The 20,695-nt window shown below is 66.7% G+C and carries 17 protein-coding genes and 2 rRNA genes; 8 read left to right on the forward strand and 11 right to left on the reverse strand.

The features are described from left to right. Positions 1 to 10: 10 nt before the first annotated feature. Positions 11 to 790 (reverse strand): N-acetylmuramoyl-L-alanine amidase, encoded by a 780-nt coding sequence (locus F0U60_RS51760; protein ID WP_395811936.1) that lies wholly within the window; start codon positions 788 to 790, stop codon positions 11 to 13. 237 nt (positions 791 to 1,027) lie between these two features. Between F0U60_RS51760 and dgt the strand changes: the two genes are divergently transcribed. After that, a complete protein-coding gene (gene dgt, locus F0U60_RS51765; RefSeq protein ID WP_395811937.1) occupies positions 1,028 to 2,440 on the forward strand; it encodes a dGTP triphosphohydrolase in 1,413 nt (470 codons plus the stop codon). A 3-nt stretch (positions 2,441 to 2,443) separates the two neighbouring features. Here the strand turns inward: dgt and F0U60_RS51770 are convergent, their stop codons facing one another. Further along, a complete protein-coding gene (locus F0U60_RS51770; protein WP_395811938.1) occupies positions 2,444 to 3,379 on the reverse strand; it encodes a hypothetical protein in 936 nt (311 codons plus the stop codon). Between the two features lie 136 nt (positions 3,380 to 3,515). On the opposite strand from F0U60_RS51770, the gene F0U60_RS51775 reads away from it, so the two are divergent. Next, complete coding sequence (locus F0U60_RS51775) at positions 3,516 to 4,865, forward strand: hypothetical protein (protein WP_395811939.1); 1,350 nt, start codon at positions 3,516 to 3,518, stop codon at positions 4,863 to 4,865. Between the two features lie 3 nt (positions 4,866 to 4,868). On the opposite strand, the gene F0U60_RS51780 is transcribed toward F0U60_RS51775, so the two are convergent. Further along, a complete protein-coding gene (locus tag F0U60_RS51780) occupies positions 4,869 to 6,167 on the reverse strand; it encodes a hypothetical protein (protein WP_395811940.1) in 1,299 nt (432 codons plus the stop codon). Positions 6,168 to 6,379: 212 nt separating this feature from the next. On the opposite strand from F0U60_RS51780, the gene F0U60_RS51785 reads away from it, so the two are divergent. Beyond that, the gene (locus tag F0U60_RS51785) at positions 6,380 to 6,976 is read left to right on the forward strand and encodes an RNA polymerase sigma factor (RefSeq protein WP_395811941.1); all 597 of its coding nucleotides are present in this window, start codon (positions 6,380 to 6,382) and stop codon (positions 6,974 to 6,976) included. Beyond that, entirely contained in the window at positions 6,973 to 7,455 is a 483-nt protein-coding gene (locus tag F0U60_RS51790; protein ID WP_395811942.1) for a zf-HC2 domain-containing protein, read from the forward strand. Before F0U60_RS51785 ends, F0U60_RS51790 begins: the two co-directional genes overlap by 4 nt. Positions 7,456 to 7,521: 66 nt before the next feature. Here F0U60_RS51790 and F0U60_RS51795 read toward each other — a convergent pair whose 3' ends face one another. The 3 genes from F0U60_RS51795 to F0U60_RS51805 all read right to left on the reverse strand — a co-directional run bounded on the left by F0U60_RS51795 (position 7,522) and on the right by F0U60_RS51805 (position 11,700). Then, positions 7,522 to 9,366: a S8 family serine peptidase gene (locus tag F0U60_RS51795; RefSeq protein WP_395811943.1), complete on the reverse strand. Its 1,845-nt coding sequence runs from the start codon at positions 9,364 to 9,366 to the stop codon at positions 7,522 to 7,524. 185 nt (positions 9,367 to 9,551) lie between these two features. Beyond that, complete coding sequence (glpD, locus tag F0U60_RS51800; RefSeq protein WP_395825836.1) at positions 9,552 to 11,306, reverse strand: glycerol-3-phosphate dehydrogenase; 1,755 nt, start codon at positions 11,304 to 11,306, stop codon at positions 9,552 to 9,554. A 178-nt stretch (positions 11,307 to 11,484) separates the two neighbouring features. Beyond that, positions 11,485 to 11,700 (reverse strand): hypothetical protein, encoded by a 216-nt coding sequence (locus F0U60_RS51805; RefSeq protein ID WP_395811944.1) that lies wholly within the window; start codon positions 11,698 to 11,700, stop codon positions 11,485 to 11,487. 175 nt (positions 11,701 to 11,875) lie between these two features. Between F0U60_RS51805 and F0U60_RS51810 the strand changes: the two genes are divergently transcribed. Further along, entirely contained in the window at positions 11,876 to 12,301 is a 426-nt protein-coding gene (locus tag F0U60_RS51810) for a hypothetical protein (protein WP_395811945.1), read from the forward strand. A 57-nt stretch (positions 12,302 to 12,358) separates the two neighbouring features. Here the strand turns inward: F0U60_RS51810 and F0U60_RS51815 are convergent, their stop codons facing one another. Further along, a complete protein-coding gene (locus F0U60_RS51815; RefSeq protein WP_395811946.1) occupies positions 12,359 to 14,350 on the reverse strand; it encodes an ATP-binding protein in 1,992 nt (663 codons plus the stop codon). A 244-nt stretch (positions 14,351 to 14,594) separates the two neighbouring features. On the opposite strand from F0U60_RS51815, the gene F0U60_RS51820 reads away from it, so the two are divergent. Together F0U60_RS51820 and F0U60_RS51825 are read left to right on the forward strand one after the other, a co-directional pair. Continuing rightward, positions 14,595 to 14,942, forward strand: coding sequence for a putative signal transducing protein (locus F0U60_RS51820; RefSeq protein ID WP_395811947.1), 348 nt, complete (start codon positions 14,595 to 14,597; stop codon positions 14,940 to 14,942). Positions 14,943 to 15,174: 232 nt separating this feature from the next. Further along, on the forward strand, positions 15,175 to 16,086 hold the full coding sequence (locus F0U60_RS51825) for a tetratricopeptide repeat protein (protein WP_395811948.1): 912 nt from the start codon (positions 15,175 to 15,177) through the stop codon (positions 16,084 to 16,086). A gap of 51 nt (positions 16,087 to 16,137) precedes the next feature. Here F0U60_RS51825 and F0U60_RS51830 read toward each other — a convergent pair whose 3' ends face one another. Continuing rightward, positions 16,138 to 16,434, reverse strand: a complete 297-nt coding sequence (locus F0U60_RS51830; RefSeq protein WP_395811949.1) for a hypothetical protein — start codon at positions 16,432 to 16,434, stop codon at positions 16,138 to 16,140. Between the two features lie 54 nt (positions 16,435 to 16,488). Between F0U60_RS51830 and F0U60_RS51835 the strand changes: the two genes are divergently transcribed. Next, the gene (locus F0U60_RS51835; protein ID WP_395811950.1) at positions 16,489 to 16,692 is read left to right on the forward strand and encodes a SlyX family protein; all 204 of its coding nucleotides are present in this window, start codon (positions 16,489 to 16,491) and stop codon (positions 16,690 to 16,692) included. A 24-nt stretch (positions 16,693 to 16,716) separates the two neighbouring features. Here the strand turns inward: F0U60_RS51835 and F0U60_RS51840 are convergent, their stop codons facing one another. From F0U60_RS51840 to F0U60_RS51850, 3 genes are all read right to left on the reverse strand, one after another. Continuing rightward, the gene (locus F0U60_RS51840) at positions 16,717 to 17,163 is read right to left on the reverse strand and encodes a hypothetical protein (protein ID WP_395811951.1); all 447 of its coding nucleotides are present in this window, start codon (positions 17,161 to 17,163) and stop codon (positions 16,717 to 16,719) included. Positions 17,164 to 17,374: 211 nt separating this feature from the next. Beyond that, positions 17,375 to 17,491: ribosomal RNA gene (gene rrf, locus F0U60_RS51845) — 5S ribosomal RNA — on the reverse strand. 169 nt (positions 17,492 to 17,660) lie between these two features. Next, positions 17,661 to 20,629: ribosomal RNA gene (locus F0U60_RS51850) — 23S ribosomal RNA — on the reverse strand. Between the last annotated feature and the right edge of the window lie 66 nt (positions 20,630 to 20,695).

The raw sequence follows: 20,695 nt of genomic DNA on the forward strand, positions 1-20,695 counted from the left end.
ACGCGAGCCCTCAGAGGACGGCGTCGACGGCGCGGCGCACGCGCTCCCATTCGAAGTTGTCGGCCGGGTCCGTCTTGCGGTCCGGAGCCACGTCACGGTGGCCGACGATGTTCTCCTTGGGCACCTTGTACGTCCGGGCCAGGTACGGCACGAGCCGCTCCAGCGCGAGGTACTGCGCCTCGGTGAAGGGCGTCAGGCCGGTGCCGTCGTTCGTTATCTCGATGCCGATGGAGCGCGCGTTGACGCTCGGCTGCGTCACGCCGTGCAGCGAGGACACGCCGGCGTGCCAGGCTGCCCGGCTGTCCGGCACGAGCTGATAGACGGTGCCCGTGGGCGCGATGAGGTAGTGCGAGCTCACGCGCCTGGAGCCTCGGGAGCGCAGCGTGGCCAGGTCCACCGAGATGCGGTTGGTCCCCGTGTGGTGCAGGATGATGGCGTCGATGTCCACCCCGTTGCGCGGCTCGGAGTTGGGCGAGGGCCTGGAGACCACGGCCGGCTTGTGCACCGGCGTCAGCGCCTTCTGGAGCGCGGTGCGCGTCTCCGGCCCGTACGCGCCGTCCGGCGTCTGCCGCCAGTCACGCTGGAAGCGCGCGAGGGCCTCCTTCGTCTTGGGCCCGAAGTCGCCATCCGCCCGGCCGCCCAGGTACTTGAGCCGGATGAGCACGGCCTGGAGCCGCTGCACCTCGGAGCCCTTGCTGCCCTCGGACAGCGGGACATGGGGCAGGTCCAAACTCCCTGAGCTCGTGGAGGTGGTGCTGGGAATGCGATGGGCGGTAGCGCTGGAGGACATGGTCCCCTCCCGGGTTGGAGACACGCGGGGTCAGGGACGAATTATCGCGCGGGCACTGACCTGTCCGCGCCTCGGGGCCCGGGAGAAACTCCAGTAGGAGACACCCCAGGCACACATGTGGGAGCCCCGAGGCATGATGTCTCCACGATGGGCCGCCGCCAGTGTCCGCCGGGAAACTTGCCCCGGGGTGCTCTGGCCGCACGATGGCGGTCCCCCACCGCATCTCACGAGGCCTCCATGAACAACTCACGCACCGAACGGTGGCGCCAGCTTCTCTCCCCGCACCGGGTGGGGGACCCGCCCCATCGCACGCCCCTGGACACCCCGGACGAGCGAACCGAGTTCGACAAGGATTATGACCGCATCGTCTTCTCGAGCGCCTTCCGGAGCCTGCACGACAAGACGCAGGTGTTCCCCCTGTCGACGAGCGACTACACGCGCACGCGGCTGACGCACAGCATCGAGGCCTCGTGCGTGGGGCGCTCGCTGGGGCAGTTGGCGGGACGGAGTCTGCAGGCCCAGGACGTCGACGTGGACCCCTCGCGTCTGGGAACCATCGTGGCGGCTGCGTGCCTGGCGCATGACATCGGCAACCCGCCCTTCGGGCACTCGGGGGAAGCGGCCATCCAGCACTGGGTGGAGCGCAACTTCCCGTCGTTCGAGTTCGTGGAGAAGAAGGACGCGAAGCACCCGTTCGCGATGGAGAGCGAATGGAAGGATTTGGCGAGCTTCGAGGGCAACGCGCAGGGCTTCCGCATCCTCAACCGCCTGCAATCCCGCAACCGGGATGGCGGGCTGCGCTACACCGTGGCGACGGTGGGGGCCATGAGCAAATACCCGAGGCCCTCGGTGCTGCCGCGGGGACGGGAGCGGGACAAGGCGCGCATCTCGGAGAAGAAGTTCGGGTTCTTCCAGGACGACGCGCAGCTCGCGGGCGAGGTGTACCGCAAGCTGGGGCTGTTGGAGCGCGAGCCGTACGTCTTCAGCCGGCACCCGCTGGCCTTCCTCGTCGAGGCCGCGGACGACATCTGCTACGCCATCATCGACCTGGAGGACTCGGGGAAGCTGGGTCTCATCCCGATGGAGACCGTCTGCTCGCTGATGGAGGACGTGGCAGCGCTGCAGCCGAAGTTCAAGCCTTTGAAGGACAAGGTGGACTGGGAGTCGCGGCTGGGACGGGCGCGGGCGGGGGCCATCTTCGCGCTCATCCAGGAGTGCGTCACGGCGTTCGCCGAGCACGTGATGGCAATGGAGGCGGGGAGCTTCGAGCAATCGCTGGTGTCTGCGCGACCGGAGGCGGGCGAGCGGCTGAAGACCATTACAAACATCACTCGCGAGAAGGGGTACTGGAGCGAGCGGGTGCTCCAGATTGAAGCCGCGGGCTTCCAGACGCTGGGGGGCCTGTTGGACAGGTTCGCGCCGGCGGTGCTGGCAGACAAGCCGAACAAGGAGCAGGAGAAGCTGCGGCAGTTGCTTCCGCTGGAGTTCTTCCAGCGCCCGGGCCCGTACGTGGAGAGCCGCCAGGAAGCCATCGAGCGGCTCACGCCCTACCAGCGGCTGCTGTGCGTGACGGACTACGTGTCGGGGATGACGGACGGGTTCGCGGTGGAGCTGTACCAGCGGCTCTCCGGTATCAAGCTGCCGCAGTGAGCCTCAGCGAGCGGGAGCCGTAGGCACCACCTGGATCTCGAACACCGGATTGTCACGGGCGTACATGTCTCCCGAGGCCCGGACAACGGCGCCCTCCGTGAGACTCTGGAGCGCCACCTGCCGTCCGCCGCGCACGACCCGCACGTTAGGGGCAAGCGTCAGCGTCTTGACGATGCCCCCCTCGTCGACGAGGACCAACCGCTGCTGGGACACCGAGCGGACTCGGCCTGTGTGGATGACGTGGGCCACGGCGTAGCCCTGGTTGCTGGTGTCCGGCTGGGTGGCCGCCTGTGCACGCCCTGCCCCTCCTACGCTCTCGGCCGCGGGGTCGCCTACGCCTGTATTGACCTCGGGACCCTCGGCGCTGGGATCTCCGATGCCCGCGGAGCCGCTGCCTCCCGTGCCCGCAGAGCCGCTGCCTCCTGTGCCCGCCCCACTGCCTCCCGTGCCCGCCCCGCTACCTCCGGTGCCCTGAGAGGCAGTCTCTGCCTGTGAGAGCCTCGCCCGCATCTGCGCGAGCTGCTGCTCCAGTCGAGCCACCTCCGTACGCAACCGGGCAACCTCCAGCCGCTGCTGGGCTGCATCCACCGCCGTGCCCTGCGTGCCCGTCCCGCTGCCTCCCGTGCCCGCTGTCTGCCCTGTGCCCGTACCGACTGTTGTCCCCGTTCCCCCAGTCCCCGCCCCTGCGGTCCCTGCCCCGCCCGTCCCCGTCTCCTGCGGCGTGTCGTTGGTCACCAGCCCCGAGCCCGACCCCATCGCGTCCGACGTGCCTGTGATGCGAGAGTCCTGGGTGACATCCCCTATCGACGTGTCCTCCGAGGACGGAGACTGAGCCCCCGTCCTCGTGGACTGCGTCTGCGCTACTCCTTGCGCGGCGCTGCACACGAGGAACAGGCCGAGCACCGCGATCCCCAGGTCCAACCAGGTCGGCTTCCGCATCTACGCCGCGCTCCCTTCTTCCGGTAAAACGTTGGGCGGCGAACGCCCACGGGCAACCGGTACAGCGGCCAGGAACGTGGGACTCACGGAGCGGCGCATAGGCCGCTCTCCGAGCCTCCAAGGAGGCTCCGGGCACATGGCCGTCACGGGAGAACAGCGCATGTCGGACCAGGACCCGCCTTCCACCAAAACAGACGTCACCCCACGGGCCCGTCCGCCAGAGTCCCAGGCGCAGCCGCCCCTCCAGGCCCGCTCGCATCGGCCCCGAAACACCCTCCTCCGTGCTCCCGCCAACTGGTTGGTGGCTGATACGAGCCACGCGCTCGACACCAACCGCCGCATCACCCAGGGGTACATCCAGCTCGCTCAGGAACTGCAAGCGTTGCTCGACCCCGACTTCCGCCCCGGCGGGGCCAGCCGCGTCCTCAGCAACTGGTTCGCCTTCGCGCCCCACGCCTCCCAGGAGGCCGGCAAGGGCATGCTCGGTGCGAATCTAGCCCGCGCCATCATCGACGCCGCCCAGGGCGAGCCCTCTGCATCGGTGCAGCAGGCGCTCCAGCGCAGCGGCGTCTCTGGCCCGGAGCGGCTCGTCGCGGAGAAGGTGGGGGACACCCTGCGCTGGTTCGGCCTGTCTCACGACGTGGCCGCCTCCCTAGGCTCACTGCTGAGCGCGGCCAACCTCGACGTGCTCGCGGATCCGCGCACCTTGTGGATCTCCACCTGGCGCTTCGCGCGTGTCCTGTATGAGGCCCCGGGTGCCACGGCGCTCGAGGCGGCCGAGGCGGTGGCGCGCACACTGGAGCAACTGCTGCTCGATGGCAACGTGGCCATCTACTCGGATATCGCCGGCGCGGCGCGCGAGTACCTCGAGTGGCGCAAGCGCTCGGGAGCCCACGCGGTGAAGTCGGCCCAGGTGGTGGAGGGCTTCGCGCTGCGGGGCGCAAGCTCCGACGAGGCCCGCCGGGCCTGGGTGTACGCGCTCGAGCACGTGAAGGACTCGCCGCTGCCCACGGACTTCGCGAGCGCACTGCCAGGCGTCAGCGGGCGGAGCCTGGTGGTGGCCGCGTTCGCCCTCTTCGAGGACGCGCGCCGGGCGGCCAGTGACTCGGACCGAGATGCGCTCATCGCCTTCGCCAACAACTACCTGGCCTGGCGAGAGCAACATGACGCCGTGCAGCCCGCCTTCACTCCGGCCACGCCGCCCGCGGGCGAGGTGCCCCGTACCGCCCTCATGCTGGCGATGACGCCGACGCTGCGGCTGCCGATGGGCCCCGTCGCCTGGGAGCTCAGCGACTACACCGCCACGCAGCGGGACCGGGACCACAACCTCCTCACTTCGAAGCCGACCGAGTACAACTGGGCCGTCTTCGAGGATCGCTGGCCCGCCATCCTCAACGCCTTCGAGCTCGGCTACCGCCACCAAGAGGGACTGTGGACAATGCCTCAGCCCCTCATCGAATCGTTGGACCTCCTTGAGGTCGACTGAGGCTCACCGACTCGGCGCACGCTGCTGCCCCTGATTCCCAGGCGCCTGCCGCTGCTGGCCCTGGGGTGCCCCCTGCTGCTTGCGGGGCTGCCGCTGTGGCTCGGGCTGCGTGACGATGTTGAGCGCCTGCTCCTCACCCGAGACGAGCGCGAACGAGGTCCGCACCTGCGTCCCCTCGGAGAGCTTCTGCACGGGGATGCGCTCCAGCCGAGGACCCACGAAGGCCCGAGTCTCGTCATTAATAGCGAGGCGGTAGAACGCACCATCCGAGGTGTCGACGATGTCGATGTGCTTGGGCGTGACGTCCACCACCCTGCCGTCGAACACTGCGGTGGCCACCGTGACGGGACCCTGCACCTGGATGTTCGCCGTGTCCGTGGTGCCCGTGTCACCTGCTCCCCCCGTCCCCCCGCCGCCTGTTCCGCGCAAGGCATCCAGCTCGCTCTCCAGACGGGCCACGCGCTGACGCAGGAGGGTCAACTCGCGCTGCATCGCCTCGGGGCCACCGGACACGGGAGCCTGTTGCACCGCCCCACTTCCACCGGCTCCGCTCGCTCCAGCGCCACCCGTGCCGCCACCTCCGCCGCCAGTCGCGCCCGTTCCGGTGCCGCCCGTCCCCGCCCCGCCGGTTCCCGTCCCAGTCGTTCCCGTACCAGTTCCGGTGCCGGTCCCCGTCGCATCACCGCCCGTGCCGGTTCCGGTGCCGCCACCGCCCGTACCGGTCGTATCCCCACCGCCGGTGCCCACGGTGCCCGTACCTGCGCCCCCAGCCTGCTCACCCGGCTCAGGTCCCACCCGAGTGCCCACGTCAATCGGAGGCGACGCGGATGGCATCTCCGGAGTGGTCCCGCGATACGTAGGGCCCGCTCCCATCGAGCCTCCCGTCCCAGCGCCTCCCGTCCCCGTCAGCCCCTGCTGCCCCTGGGGGCCCGTCCGCTGCAGCGGGACGCTGTCCAGGCCCGTCGCATTCCCCGTCCCCTGGGTCCCCGCGCCTCCCGTCCCCATTCCTCCCGTGCCGGCGCCTCCCGTGCCCGCGCCCCCAGTCCCGGCACCTCCCGTCCCCGCCCCTCCGGTCCCGGCGGCGGGCTCGCCCGTGGCCGTTCCCACGCTCCCGGCCGATTGCTGTCCAGGGGCTCCCGCCGTCCCGGTCCCCGTCGTGTCCTGTCCCCGCTCGATGCTGGCCGTGCCCGATGGGCTCGCCGCGGGGGCTGGGTTGGCGGGGGCTCCCGCACTCTGCTGCGCCAGGGCCACCAGAGGGGCAGTCCCCATGAAGGCCAGCGCCATCCAGATGGCTCTCCGCATGCAATCCTCCTCGTTGACCCCTCCCGTGGCGCAAAGGTGGGAATTGTTCGTGAAAGGACACACCCGGCCACGGAGGGCCCATGCCTCCCCGGCGGCCCTCGGGCCGAGCGGCCTGGATTTGACGCCCCGGGCAAGCATGAAAGAGAACGAGCGGTGAAACTTTCGGCGGCTTCATGTCACCACGGCGCGTGGCCCACCTTTTCGCGGTCCGAATGACCCTCGTTGGCGGCGCGTCCTCGGAGCAGGACGCCGAGCGCCGGCTGCTGGCACGTGCGCGGAAGGGCGATCCGGTCGCGTTCCGCACGCTCTTCGAGCAGCACGCCCCCGCCGTCTGGCGCTTCCTGCGCGACCTCTTCCGAGACGAGGCCGCCGCGGACGAGGGGACTCAGGAGACCTTCGTCCGGGCACACGGGCGGCTCGGAGCGCTGCGTGACGATGCGCGGCTGGCCTCGTGGCTGTTGGGGATTGCCCGCCATATCTACCTCGAGTCGCGCCGGACGCGGGGCACCCACCTGGACATCGCCTCCGAGGAGATCGAGCCGCTGCTGGAGTCAGCGCTGCCCTCGCCTACGCCGGAGGACCTGCTGTTGGACCGCGAGATGGAGGGGCTGCTGGCGGAGGCGCTCGGGGAGCTGCGCGAGGAACGGCGCTCGGCGCTGCTGCTGCGCATTGACCATGGGCTGGCGTACGAGGACATCGCCCAGGTGATGGGTTGGTCCCTGCCCAAGGTGAAGAATGAAATCCACCGGGCGCGGCTGCAGCTGCGAGAGCGGCTCGCCGGACATGTCGGAAATGGAGGTCGGTCATGAGCGCCCCCTGCCGCGAATCGGACCTGGACGCGCTGCTCGCCGGAGAGCTCTCGGAGGAGGAAGCGGAGCGGGTGAGCACGCATGCCGCTGCGTGTGCCACGTGCGCGCGGACGCTGGCGTGGCTGCGCCTGGAGCGAGGGTGGATGGCGCAACGGGCGAGGCGTCTGCCGTCGCGACCGGCGCTGAGCTTCAGTGCACTGGAGGCCCGGCTGCGTCCGTCGTCGGCGCCGCGCAAGGGCCGCTGGGAGTACGGAGGGAGGATGGCACTGGGAGCCGTGGCCGCGGTGGCCTTCATGGCCCTGAGCCTGGTGCCGCAGGCGCGTCCCACGTCCTTCGACGCGGAGGAGTCGTGGGGAGACGGGCTCGTGTCCGTGGCAACGGTGCCCGCGTGCATGGACCCGAGCGTTGAGGCCGTGGCCCGGGTCGAGGCGAGCGTCGGCGCGTGCCTGCTGGCCTCGCCTGCGCGGCCGCTGCGCTGAGACGAGCGCTGGGGCTGGCGCTCCCGAGAGACACCGGGAGCGCCGGGGAGCGCGCCACTCCCGGGACTACGGGTTCAGCGCCTTGTCCACCGCCACCTTGGCCTGCACCAGCCCGTAGCCGAAGACGATGTCCTTGCCCGTGGGCGACTCCGGCACTTCGGGGTCGACAAGGTTCTTCGCGGTGCTCTCGAGGATGGCGCGCACCTGCGTGTTGGTGAGCGTGGGACGGGCGCTCCACACCAGCGCGGCCACGGCGGAGACGTGGGGCGTGGCCATGGAGGTACCGGTGCTCAAGGAGTAGTCACCGCCGCGGATGCCCACGCGCACGGGGCTGCCAATCTGAGCGCGGATGTCGTTGACGAGGGTGGTGGGGATGGCCGTCACCGGCGGCCAGGTGGCCGGGGAGCCCAGCGTAAAGCCCAGGGCCTCGTCATCCTCGGGGTCGTTGTTGGCGATGATGACGGCGCGCGCGCCCTGGGAGCGCACGTTCTTCACCTTGTCGCTGAACTTGATCTCCCCCCCGCGCGTCACGTAGGCCACGAAGCCCTCGCAGGTGGCCTCGAGCTCGGGGCACGAGCGATTGTTCTCCCCCAGGCCGCAGTCAACGAGCTTGCCCGTGTACTCCTCGTAGGGGACGAAGTCCAAGGCGGACGAGGCGTAGAACTTGCCGCCAGCCTCCAGGGTGGCGAAGGGCGACTGGCCCTGGGGGTAGGTGGAGTAGATGTTCACGCCGGGGGCCACCAGGCTCAGGTGATCTCCTCCCTGGGAGAACGCGGGGTGCTTGGCTTCGGGGTCCACCGCGCCCACAGCAACCACGGAGGCATAGGCGGCCGGGTAGACCTTGGACTCCGGGGTGGCGAGCTCACCGCCGTTGCCGCTGGCGGCGATGGACAACATACCCGCGGCGTAGACCTCGTCGAAGGCGGCCCTCTCGGCCTCATCCGGGTTGGACGAGCCGAGCGAGAGCGAGGCGATGTGCGCCTCCTTCTCCTTGCACCAGCGGAGCGCCGCGATGACGTCCGAGGTGCGCCCATCCCCGTTCTCGTCGAGCACGCGGGCAACGAGCAGCTTGGCGCCCGGGGCCAGGCCCACCATGCCGCTGGGGCTCAGCGTGGGGTCATTGGGGTTCACCTGACCGCCGGAGCCGAGCTGGGCGACGATGGTGCCCGCCACGTGAGTGCCGTGACCTCCGCCCCAAGCGCCCGACGTGTCCTTGTCCTCGGGCACGTCGTCGTTGTCGACGAAGTCCTTGCCGCCGGCGTACGCGGCCTTGAGCTCGGGGTGGTTCGGGTCGATGCCGCTGTCGATAACACACACGGTGATGCCCTCACCGGTGGGGGCACCGGAGTCGAGCACGCCATCGTTGTTGGCATCCCATACCTGGTTGGCCTGCGTCATCCGCACGGCCCAGGTGTACTCGGCGGTGCTGCCGGTGGTGCTCGGCGCGCCGAGCAGGGCGGACACGGGCACCCACGGCGACATGCCGAGCGCGTGCACCGGCCGATCCGGGGTGATGGAGAGCACCTCGGGGTCCTGGGCGAGCCGGGCCTGCGCCTCGGGGGTGAGGGAGAGGGCCAGGGTGTCGAGGCTGGGCCAGTGGTACTTCACGAGCGCACCCAGCTTGCGCACCCTGTCCTCGCGAAGGCGGGACACGGCGGCGGCCTGCACGCCGGTCTGCTTGCGGAAGCGCACCAGCATGGGCTGGGGGCTGTTGTCGGACGCGGAGGTGCTGCGCAGCGCGGAGGAGACCGCGCCCTGCGCTTGGGAAGCCAGGGGGGCGGAGCGGCTCAGGTCCTTGACGACGAGATCCGGACAGAGCGGCAGTTCCTGCGGCTCCACCTTGATGGGCTCAGGCTCTTTGCAAGCACTCACGCCCAACCCCAACAAGCCCAACAGCACCAATCGCCTCATGAGAACGTCTCCTTGCACCACATCCGTGGGGGGAAGGCACCGCCGGGCGGCACCGGGCGGAGAAATGGGCCTGACCAACGTCTGGTCGGCACACCCATTCCCTAGTGAAGCACGGTAGATCGTCTGCTTGGAGGGCGGTAGGGAGGACGCTCGGGTCCTCCCCTAGAGGTGCGGGCTGGTGGACGTCAGCGCGCAGCCGACTCGATGCCGAAGAGTCGCTCCACGTCCCGGGAGTAGTCGGCAAGCTGTCGCTCGATCACCTCGGGGCCCCAGCCCAGGAGGGGAGCCATGTCAGTGGCGGCCACGCGAGCGGCGGCCCGGCCCAGGTCTCGCGTCTCAAAAGCAACCTTGAGGCGGCGCACGAGCAGGTCGGACAGCGTGTGCACGAGCTCGTGGGTCACTCCGTAAACGGCCTCGGCGCGAATGTAGGGAAGGCCTGGGGCAAGCGGCTCGGCCAGGTGGGGCTGCTCTCGAGTGAGCGCCCACACCAGACGCCAGCGGGAGCCATAGGCACGCACGAGGTGGACAGCGGTGGCCTCTCGACCCACCTCAGCCTGAGCAGCAGAGAGCTCCGCATCGAGCGAGGGGATATCGCCACCGGGCAGGGGCAGGGAGTCGGTGAGCGCCTTGCGCCGAGGAACGTCGAGCACCTTCTCGACAGCGTTCACAACATCACGAGCCATGACGCGGTAGGTGGTGAGCTTGCCGCCGGAGATGGCGAGGACGCCGGTGGGGCTGGTGTGGATGGCGTGCTCGCGGCTGGCACTGTTGGCGTCGCCATGGCCGTAGCCGCTGGCCACGAGGGGGCGGATGCCGGCCCAGGCGCTGACGACGTCCTCGCGGGCGAGGTGCGCCTGGGGGAAGAAGGCATTGGCCGAGGTGAGCAGGTAGTCCACGTCGGAGAGGCTGGCGCGCACCTCCGTGGGGTGGGCGTGAGTAGGGGTCTCCGTGGTGCCGATAATGGTGTGGGTGTCGGCGGGGAGGACGAACATCACCCGGCCGTCGACGGGGGACAGCAAGGTCAGGGCGGTGTCCGTGGGGAGCCGCTCGCGGGGAACGGCGATGTGAACGCCCTTGGAGCCACGAACGGAGGGGGTGGAGCCGTTGGCGTCGAGCTTGCGAATCTCATCGCTCCAGGGCCCGGTGGAGTTGACGAGCACGCGAGCACGGACGGTGATCTGCTGACCGGTGAGCGCATCCACGACGGTGGCGCCCTGAGCGCGGCCCTGCTCGATGAGGAGCGCGCTGACGAAGGCGTGGTTGAGGACGATGGCACCGGCTTCGGAAGCGCCGATGGCGTTGGCGAGGGTGAGGCGGGCATCGTCGGTGGCGGCGTCGTAGTAGCGGGAGCCGCCCTTGAGCCCCTCGGTGCGCAGACCGGGGACGACCTCGGAGACCTCTTGGGCATTGAGGCTGCGAGCAGCCTTCACATTCCGGAAGAGGGCGAGGGCGTCATACAGCATGAGGCCGGCGGCGAGCTTCCAGCGAGGGATGCGAGCGCCCTGGTAGACGGGCCAGACGAAGGACAGGGGGCGGACGAGGTGGGGGGCGAGGCGCAGGAGCCGGTAGCGCTCGATGCTGGACTCGAAGACGAGGCCGAGGTGGCCGTGCTCGAGGTAGCGAACGCCGCCGTGGATGAGACGGGAGGAGCGGCTGGAGGTGCCGGAGGCGAAGTCCTCGCGCTCGACGAGGGCGACGCGGAGGCCGCGGAGGGCGGCGTCCCGGGCGATGCCACAACCGGTGACACCGCCGCCGATGACGAGGACATCAAACTGTTGGGACGAGAGGGCGAGCAAGCGCTCGGAGCGAGGAGCGGGGGGCTGAGGAGGAGACGAAGGAAGCAGACCCAAGGCGCCGGAGTCACCGCGGTGGGCGGGAGCAGGGGCGGGCGAGGCAACGGATTCAGAACGCACGGAGGCAGTGTAACGACGGGACGGCATTGGGGGCAGCAGGAAGCGAACGCAGTGCGTCAACCCTCCCCTCTCCCCCTGGGAGAGGGACAGGGTGAGGGTATGAGGAACCCGGATTGAGACTCCGGGCCAGGTCGGGCCAGGCCGTGCCGGGCCAGGAGCCACGGTAGGCCCCCGAGAGAAAACCGGGGACCCACCGTGGGGAACCTCAGCGCCGGGTCTGATTCGAGGAGGAATCGTTCCTGGAACCATCGGAAGAGGAGTTCCCCCCGCCGGACTTCCGAGACGGATGAGCATCGCTGTTGGGGTTCAGCTGGTTGGACCTGTTATCGCGGTCCTGCTTGAAGGCGGGGTTGTTGGGATTCTTGGTATCGGAACGCTGGTCGTTGTTGGAGCGCGAGTCGTTGTTGGGAGTGTTGGCCACGGGAACCTCCAGGAAAGCCGGGCGTTGGGCCCGGGGAGACGCAACCTAGGAGTGCCCTGGAGGGGCGACACCGGGGCCGGTGGGGAGGGGGCTCTGTCGGGAACAGGGGGAGAGGGCTGCGAAGGAAGCAAACCGTGCATACCTCCACAAGAAGCCCGGACCTGGGAGGTAGCGCGTGAAAACAGTGACTTATGAGCGCAGCGGGAGGACGAACACAGGGGCGCAAGCGGTGCGGGTGGAGGGAATGAGACACCTGCGCGTGCTGGAGCAGGGTGAGACGGTGGTGGAGAGGGACCTCACGGAGGAGGAAGTCGAGCGCTTGAGGCCGCTGCTGGAGGAAGCGGAGCACCTACCGGCGCCCGTGGTGTTGGAGCCGTCGGCGGGGGGTCCGAGGGGGATGGCGGTGAGCCTGGCCTTCGAGGACGAGGAGACGCCGCGGGTGCAACTGGAAGCACATGCGGGGCAGAGGGCGAAGGGAGACGGAACGCCGTACGACGCCCTGCTCGAGGAGCTGGACACGCTGCTGACGCAGGAGCTGCACGAGCGAGCACCGAGGCACGCGCACGCGGTCCTGCCGCACGAGCTGCGGCAACAGGAGTAACGCTCCGGAGCCCCGGCTGCGGGGAGGAGAGGGAACCTCCCGGGCCGTGGAAACGGCTCAGCCGGTGGAGGAGGAACCGGACTCGGAGCCGGAACCGGAATCAGCGTCGGAGCGCCCGCTGGCGGGAGGCTCGAGGGGAAGAGCCACGATGAAGGTGGCGCCCTGACCGGGCTGGCTCTCGACGCGGATGTCGCCGCCGAGCGACTCGACAATCTGCTTGCAGATCCACAGGCCGAGACCGAAGCCACCGTAGTGGCGTTCGGAGACGGCGCGCTCGAAGCGCTGGAAGATGCGGGCCTGGCTATCGGGGGGGATGCCGATGCCATGGTCTCGCACGGTGAGCCGGGCGAGGGGCCCGTCCTGGACAACGGACAGCTCAACGGGGTGGGAGGCGCCGTACTTGATGGCGTTGGAGAGCAGGTTGGTGACGACCTGTTCGAGGCGGAGCCGATCCCACCGACCGATGACGGGGGAGGCGGCCTGGAGGATGAGCTTGCACCCGGCGCCGGCGGCATCGGCCTCGGCGCGGGCGACGACGTCGTGGAGGAGCGCGGCGAAGTCGACGGTCTCGTGCTCGAGGGCGAGCCGACCCGCGCGGATGCGGGAGACGTCGAGCAGGTTGTTGACGAGCTGGTGGAGACGCTCGGCGGGTTTGCGGGTGGCCTCGATGCGCTTGCGAGCGGGGTGGGGATTGCCGTCGGCGTCGGTCTCGGGGAGTGAGCGCCAGAGGAGCTGGAGCTGGAGCTGGAGCGAGGTCAGGGGCGTCTTGAGCTCGTGGGAGGCGACGGAGAGGAAGTCGTCGCGAATCTGGAGGGCGCGCTGCAGATCCGTCGCGAGCGCCTCGACTTCACGGCGAGCGAGCACCTGTTCGGTGACCTCCGCGCACAGGCCCATGGTGCCGAGCGTCTCGCCATGAAGGCCGCGCCAGGGCTGCCAGGTGAGATCGAAGTACTTCACCTCGTCCTGGCCGGTGCCGGAGAAGTCAGCACGAAGGGGCACCTCGTGACCGACGAAGGGGGTGCCCTTGCGGAAGACCTCATCGAGCAGGTGGAGGAGGTTGGGGTCCAAGCCGGAGAGGGTTTCACGGATGGAGCGGCCGGGGGCGAGACGCTGGCCGACGAGGGTCTGTCCGAGCGGATTCACGAGCTCGACGATGTGGTCCGGGCCGCGGGTGAGGCAGATGGCGACGGGGGCCTGCATGAAGAGGGTCTCGAGCCGTTCGCGCTGGGTCTCGGCCTCGAGGAGCGCATCGTGCTCGCGAGCGAGGAGCTTGGCGTGCTCATGGTCCTCGCGGAAGCGGGCGGAGATGTCGCGGAAGACGATGACGGAGCCGAGCCGGTGACCCTGGGGGCCGGAGAGGGAGGCGGCGGTGTGCTCGATAGGGAGCTCGGCGCCATTCTTGGAGAGCAGCAGGGCCTGCTGACCGAGCTGGATGGGCCGCTCCGCGCTCTGTTCGGCGAGGACGAGGGCAATGGGCTCGCGGGTGGAGGGCTCAACGAGGCGCAGGACGCGCTCGAGCGGCTGTCCGATGGCATCGCTCTCACGCCAGCCGGACAAGTAGGAGGCGATGGGGTTGATGAAGCGAACGAGGCCGTGGGAGTCGGTGGTGAGGACGGCATCGCCGATGCTGCGCAGGGTGATATCGAGCACGTGGCCATTGGCCTGAGCTTCGGCGCGAGCGACCTGGGCCGCATGGAGGGTGGTGCGGACGCGAGCGGCCACCAGGGTCATCAGCGCAGCGACGCCGGTAAAGAGGGCGCTGGTGACGGAGGGGTGGGCGGCGAGTGAGAAAGCGGGAGGGGTCTCGCGGAAGAAGAGGCGGGTGAGGACGAGGGCAGCAACCGTCGAGAGCGCGCCCGGACCATGACCGCCCAGCCAGGCGGAGAGGACAACAGCCGCGAGGAAGAGGAAGTAGGGGGTAGGTGCGAGCCACCGCCAGAGGAGCCACTGAAGGGCGAAGGCGAGCCCGGTGGCCAGCAGGGCGAGTCCGTAACGAGCCCAGAGAGGAGAGCGGTACGGATGGGACGAACTGCTGGGGAAGAGGGCCACGCTGAAGCCTGGAGCAAGAATCGACGAGGGAACGCCTTCCGACGGATAAACGGAGGACCGCTGCGATGGAACCGGAGACGCACGGTCCTCATCCCGTGTGAGTTCGAAACCGAGCACTCGAATCCCCCCTGCGCCGGACCACTCTAGCTGCCTACTCGAGTGCTCCACCAGCGAGGGAGCAAAAGAGAGGGGGCGGAGCAGGTCAGGTTTGCGAGGGGGGAGGACCCGCGACTAGAGAGGGGCCATGAAGCGAGTACGGTTCTCGGTGCACCGGACGGTAGGGGAGGCAAGGCTCCAGGAAGGGCTGCTGGCGGGTTCGGGATTGTCCGTGGAAGTGAGAGGAGAGTCCCTGGCCCCACTGAGCGGGGAGATACCGAGCACGGAGACCTGGGTGGAGCTGTGGCTGCCGGAGGAGGAGGTGGAGAGGGCGAGGGAGCTGTTGGAGGAGCTGGAGACGAACGGGGAGAAGGCGGCGAGAGCGGTGGAGTGTCCGGGGTGCCGGGAGGAGAACCCGGGGAACTTCGAGCTGTGCTGGAGCTGTGGGGAGGAGCTTCCGGAATCACCGAGGCCGCGATTGAGGGCGGTGTCGTGAGGAGGGAGGACGATTCCCGTAGAGGAGTAAGCCCGGCTGATGGCACCCGGGACGTGGTGTCGGGCACTGACCAGCGGAGCGGGCGGGAGACGGTGCGCGTCGGGAGACGAGTCTCTAGAGTCAGAGGGACGTGCTGAACGTACCGCCCACCCAAGAGACGCGGGGCCACCGAGGCCCTGAAGAGCCCGAGCAGGAGCCAAGGGGTCCACGTAGCCGGAGGTTGGACCGAGGCTTGAAGAGCGCCCTGATCGCCTGCCTGGTGGCGTTGGCCATCCACCTGATACCGCTGTTCCTCCCGAGGAACATGCCGGAGCAGGAACTAGCGATCGCGAGGGCGATGCCGGACGCCACGAATCGGGCGCAGGTGCTGAAGCCCCTAAAAGAGAACCCGAAGGCGACGGGGGAGCACCTCCGGACGGCGGCGGAGCTGCTGTCGGAGGGCTCGCCGCTGGACGCGTATGAGCTAGCGAAGGAAGCGGAGAAGAGAGAGCCGGGCGAGATAGAGACGCAGCTCTTGCTGGCGAGGATCTGCCACGGGCAGCGGATGAACCGGTGTGAGGAGGAGTCGCTAGCAAGAGCGGAGGAACTAAGACCGGGGGACCCGAAGGCAGATCTGCTGCGAGCGGACTTCCAGGAGAAGGACGGGGATCTGGGAGGGGCGCTGTCGTCAGTGGGGAAGGCTTACAAGAAGGCGCCTGGGAATGTGGGGGTGGGGGTGAGGTACGCGAGGCTGTTGAGCGCGATGGGTCGCGGGGAGGAAGCGATCCAAGTGCTGAAGCAGCTGGAGAGGGGGCTGGGGAGGCCGCAGATGCTCATGGAAGAGGGGCTGGTGCGGATGGCACAAGGGAGGATGGAGGAGGCGCGGGAGCTGTTCGCGAGCGCGGTGGAAGCGGATCCGAAGCTGGTGATGGGGTACTACCACCTGGGGATGGCGGCGTTCCGGGTGGGGGATGTGGATGGGGCGGAAGAGGCGCTGAGACAAGCGGATCGCCTGGACATGTCGGACATGCGGCCGCTCTCAGCGCTGTGCGATATCCAGAGGAAGACGGGCCGGACGGAGCAGCTGACAGTGACGCGGATGGATCTGGAGCGCCGATTTCCGGAGCGGATGGAAGCAGTGCGAAGCGCCTGCCGGACCCCGTGAAGCAAGCCCCCTCTCCCTCTGGGAGAGGGCTGAGGTGAGGGTCAACAATCCCTACTCTGGAATGCCACGGATCTGCCGGAGCAACCGAGCAGCGGACTTCACCTCACTGTCGACGGAACCATCAGCGATTTCGGTCCGAACGACGGCCTGGAGAAAAGGAACAGCCTCCTCATCTCGGCCCTGCTCGAACAACAGCTCACCGAGCGCCATCCGAGCACGAGTCAGCATGACCAGGTCCTCGGCGAGGACCGCGGAATCAATGGCATCACTCAAGGCGGACTCAGCGAGCTCAGGCCGGCCGCGGTCAATGAGCTCACGGGCGCGCTGGAGGTGGCGTAGAGCATCCATGAGGGCACTCCGGGTTGAAGACAACGAGGCCGGGGCCGGGTTATCCCAAGGGGCATGAATGACGAGTCGCGGATCGTAGAGTTGGAGTTGCGCTACATGCAGCAGCAGGAGCTGCTGCAGGAGCTGAGCGACGTGCTGTACACCCAGCGTCGAGAGCTGGATGCACTGAAGGCGGAGGTGGACCTCCTGAAGAAGAAGCTCGAAGGGGAGCCAGGCCTGGTGGATGCGCAGCGGCAGGAGAAGCCGCCGCACTACTGAGGGCCTCGCGCAGTCGAGCCGCGACTAGAACCGGAACCCGAGGCGCAAGCCAATATGGGGCCTGGGCTCGAGGTAACCGACTTCGATACCAAAGGTGAAGGAGCGGTTCTGGTAGCCGAAGCCGAAGGCACCGTGGGCGCGGAAGGTATCGCCCTCGAAGAAGATCCACGGGCCGCCGAGCACCTCCAGGTACAGAGGGGTACGCCTGGGGTTGAAGCGGAGGCTGAGGTCGAGCGGAATACCGAGAGTATTGGGCTGGGTGGCGAGGAGCGCACCGAAGCGAGTGCCAATGGAGAGGGGGCCCGCGAAGACGAAATCGACGGTGCCGGTAAGACTGAAGAAGGCACCACTGTCGATATGGTAGTCGGCACCAAGGTTGAGCCGGAAATCAGCCGCCTCGGACTTCTCCGGAGCGAGGATGACGGCGAGTGCGAGGAGACCACCGAGGAAGGGACGCAGTAGCTGCTTCATGAGCAAGGCGCTCCTGGACTTGGAGGGTGGAGCACCAATCAAGCAAGCCTGGAGAGGCATCGCCAGCACGAAGATAGAGAGTGCGTCACGAAAAGCACTGAAAGCACTGCACTGCGGAAAGACACACGCGGAATGCAGAAATCCAGTAGCCCGCAAAGGCGAAGGCCCCGAGTCCACACATGGGTATGAGGACTCGGGGCCTTCAAAAAAAATCCGGCAGCGACCTACTCTCCCGCGCGGTTTCCCGCGGAGTACCATCGGCTCTGGAGGGCTTAACTTCCGTGTTCGGGATGGGAACGGGTGGGACCCCTCCGACATTGCCACCGGAAAACATGTGACGCGTGCATACAAAGGGTAGTTTTCAATTTCCTGCTGACAGAAGCTGGTGCCTTCTTCCGAGCCCGGCGCCACTCGCTTTCGGAGCGCGCTCAGGGGCCTCGACCTTGGCCTCGAATCCCTTACTCCCCCGTTTCGGTGGAGCCTGTGAGAGATTGAGGTAAAGTAAGCCGCACGACCAATTAGTACCGGTTAGCTCAACGCGTTACCGCGCTTACACACCCGGCCTATCAACGTCGTAGTCTTCGACGGGTCTTCAGGGGCTTGCGCCCGGGATACCTGTTCTTGAGGTCGGTTTCCCGCTTAGATGCTTTCAGCGGTTATCCAATCGACACATGGCTACCCAGCGATGCCTCTGGCGAGACAACTGGTACACCAGCGGTGTCTCCAACCCGGTCCTCTCGTACTAAGGTCAGAGCCTCTCAAGTATCCTACGCCCACAGCAGATAGGGACCAAACTGTCTCACGACGTTTTGAACCCAGCTCGCGTACCGCTTTAATTGGCGAACAGCCAAACCCTTGGGACCTGCTCCAGCCCCAGGATGCGATGAGCCGACATCGAGGTGCCAAACCTCCCCGTCGATGTGAACTCTTGGGGGAGATAAGCCTGTTATCCCCGGAGTACCTTTTATCCGTTGAGCGATGGCCCTTCCATTCAGGACCACCGGATCACTATGACCTGCTTTCGCACCTGCTCGACATGTCTGTCTCGCAGTCAAGCTCCCTTATGCCATTGCACTCGACGCCCGGTTTCCAATCGGGCTGAGGGAACCATCGCGCGCCTCCGTTACATTTTGGGAGGCGACCGCCCCAGTCAAACTACCCACCAGACAGTGTCCCAGCTCCCGTTGAGGGGGCATGGTTAGACACCAGAATCCGACAGGGTGGTATTTCACCGTTGCCTCCACCGAACCTAGCGGCCCGGCTTCAAAGGCTCCCACCTATCCTACACAGTCGAACCCTAGTGTCACTGTCAAGTTGTAGTAAAGGTTCACGGGGTCTTTCCGTCTTGCTGCGGGTAAACTGCATCGGCACAGCTATTTCAATTTCGCTGAGTCCCTCTCCGAGACAGTGCGGAAGTCGTTACTCCATTCGTGCAGGTCGGAACTTACCCGACAAGGAATTTCGCTACCTTAGGACCGTTATAGTTACGGCCGCCGTTTACTGGGGCTTCGGATCATCGCTTCGCCTTGCGGCTGACGAATCCCCTTAACCTTCCAGCACCGGGCAGGAGTCAGACCCTATACGTCGGCTTCGTGCCTTCGCAGAGTCCTGTGTTTTTGGTAAACAGTCGCTACCGCCATTTCTCTGCAACCTCTCTCGGCTCCAGCTGTACGCCTTCACCTACCAGAGGCCCACCTTCTTCCGAAGTTACGGTGGAAATTTGCCTAGTTCCTTGGAGGAGAGTTCTCTCAAGCGCCTTAGGATTTTCTCCTCACCCACCTGTGTCGGTTTGCGGTACGGACACCCTGTAGACTCCCCGCGGAACTTTTCTTGGAAGCCGAGCATCAACGACTTACCCCGTGAGGGGTGCCATGGGGTCTCGGGGATAGCTGCCGCGCCTTTTCATCGTACGCGACACCCCTACGCCTTTGGACTGGCACAACCACCGGCCAGCTCGTCTAGCTTTCTCCGTCCTTCCTCGGTTCAACGTCTACAAGATGGCGCAGGAATATTAACCTGCTTGCCATCACCTACGCCTTTCGGCCTCGGCTTAGGTCCCGGCTAACCCTGGGAAGATTAACTTGACCCAGGAAACCTTGGGTTTACGGCGAGGGGGTTTCTCACCCCCTTTATCGCTACTCATTTCGGCATCAGCACTCGCAACCACTCCAGCAGCCCTTGCGGTCTACCTTCGCTGTAGTTGCAACGCTCCCCTACCACTGCATGCGCCTGACGCATGCAATCCGAAGCTTCGGCGCTAGTCTTGAGCCCCGTTACATTTTCGGCGCGGCCTGTCTCGACCAGTGAGCTATTACGCTTTCTTTAAAGGATGGCTGCTTCTAAGCCAACCTCCTGGTTGTCAATGACCTGCCACATCCTTTCTAGTGTTCACTTAGACTAGACTTGGGGGCCTTAGCTGTCGGTCTGGGTTATTCCCCTCTTGCCAATGGACGTTATCACCCACTGACTGCTTCCCGAGATAACAATTACCGGCATTCGGAGTTTGGTACGGTTTGGTAATCTGGTGAGACCCCTAGCCGTTCCAGTGCTCTACCTCCGGTATTGAATTCCTCGAGACGATACCTAAATATCTTTCGGGGAGAACCAGCTATCACGGAGTTTGATTGGCCTTTCACCCCTACACACAGCTCATCCCAGAAATTTTCAACTTTCATGAGTTCGGTCCTCCATGAGGTGTTACCCTCACTTCAACCTGGCCATGTGTAGATCACCCCGCTTCGGGTTATAATGCACGCAACTGTAGTCGCCCGTTTCGGACTCGCTTTCGCTCCGGCTCCACCTATCGGCTTAGCCTCGCTACGTACATTAAGTCGCCGAATCATGATGCAAAAGGTACGCCCTCGCACTGTCTTGCGACGTAGTGCTCGGACTGCTTGTAGACATGCGGTTTCAGGTTCTTTTGACTCCCCTCACTGGGGTTCTTTTCACCTTTCCCTCGCGGTACTTGTCCACTATCGGTCGCCAAGGAGTATTTAGCCTTACCGGATGGTCCCGGCAGATTCAGGCAGGATTGCACGTGTCCCGCCCTACTTGGGTACCCCGCTCGGCCTCCACCGGTTTTCGCGTACGCGACTGTCACGCTCTTTGGTGCACCTTTCCAGGTGCTTCCGCTAACCAGCAAAGGTCCTACCGCGGACCCGCAACCCCGGTGCCACTTGCGTGACACCGGTTTAGGCTGTTCCCGTTTCGCTCGCCACTACTTCGGGAATCACTCATTGTTTTCTTTTCCTCAGGGTACTGAGATGTTTCACTTCCCCTGGTTCGCTCCTTCGGCCCTATGTATTCAGGCCGAGGTAACGCGGCTTTCACCACGCTGGGTTTCCCCATTCGGACATCTCCGGCTCAACGTTCGGTTGGCAACTCCCCGGAGCTTTTCGCAGCCACCCACGTCCTTCTTCGCCTCTTGGCACCTAGGCATCCACCGCACGCCCTTAGTAGCTTACTTACCTTAATCCCTCGCAAGCCCGCCTCCCGGCGGGATTTTCAAAACTCGAGACCAAGGTCCAGGCCC

This window comes from Archangium minus, assembly GCF_044360475.1.
Taxonomy (GTDB): domain Bacteria; phylum Myxococcota; class Myxococcia; order Myxococcales; family Myxococcaceae; genus Archangium; species Archangium minus.

Coding starts and splice junctions, on each gene's coding strand:
- F0U60_RS51760 (WP_395811936.1), bottom strand. CDS start 790: ATGTCCTCCAGCGCTACCGCCCATCGCATTCCCAGCACCACCTCCACG.
- dgt (WP_395811937.1), top strand. CDS start 1,028: ATGAACAACTCACGCACCGAACGGTGGCGCCAGCTTCTCTCCCCGCAC.
- F0U60_RS51770 (WP_395811938.1), bottom strand. CDS start 3,379: ATGCGGAAGCCGACCTGGTTGGACCTGGGGATCGCGGTGCTCGGCCTG.
- F0U60_RS51775 (WP_395811939.1), top strand. CDS start 3,516: ATGGCCGTCACGGGAGAACAGCGCATGTCGGACCAGGACCCGCCTTCC.
- F0U60_RS51780 (WP_395811940.1), bottom strand. CDS start 6,167: ATGCGGAGAGCCATCTGGATGGCGCTGGCCTTCATGGGGACTGCCCCT.
- F0U60_RS51785 (WP_395811941.1), top strand. CDS start 6,380: ATGACCCTCGTTGGCGGCGCGTCCTCGGAGCAGGACGCCGAGCGCCGG.
- F0U60_RS51790 (WP_395811942.1), top strand. CDS start 6,973: ATGAGCGCCCCCTGCCGCGAATCGGACCTGGACGCGCTGCTCGCCGGA.
- F0U60_RS51795 (WP_395811943.1), bottom strand. CDS start 9,366: ATGAGGCGATTGGTGCTGTTGGGCTTGTTGGGGTTGGGCGTGAGTGCT.
- glpD (WP_395825836.1), bottom strand. CDS start 11,306: ATGCCGTCCCGTCGTTACACTGCCTCCGTGCGTTCTGAATCCGTTGCC.
- F0U60_RS51820 (WP_395811947.1), top strand. CDS start 14,595: ATGAAGCGAGTACGGTTCTCGGTGCACCGGACGGTAGGGGAGGCAAGG.
- F0U60_RS51830 (WP_395811949.1), bottom strand. CDS start 16,434: ATGGATGCTCTACGCCACCTCCAGCGCGCCCGTGAGCTCATTGACCGC.
- F0U60_RS51835 (WP_395811950.1), top strand. CDS start 16,489: ATGAATGACGAGTCGCGGATCGTAGAGTTGGAGTTGCGCTACATGCAG.
- F0U60_RS51840 (WP_395811951.1), bottom strand. CDS start 17,163: ATGAAGCAGCTACTGCGTCCCTTCCTCGGTGGTCTCCTCGCACTCGCC.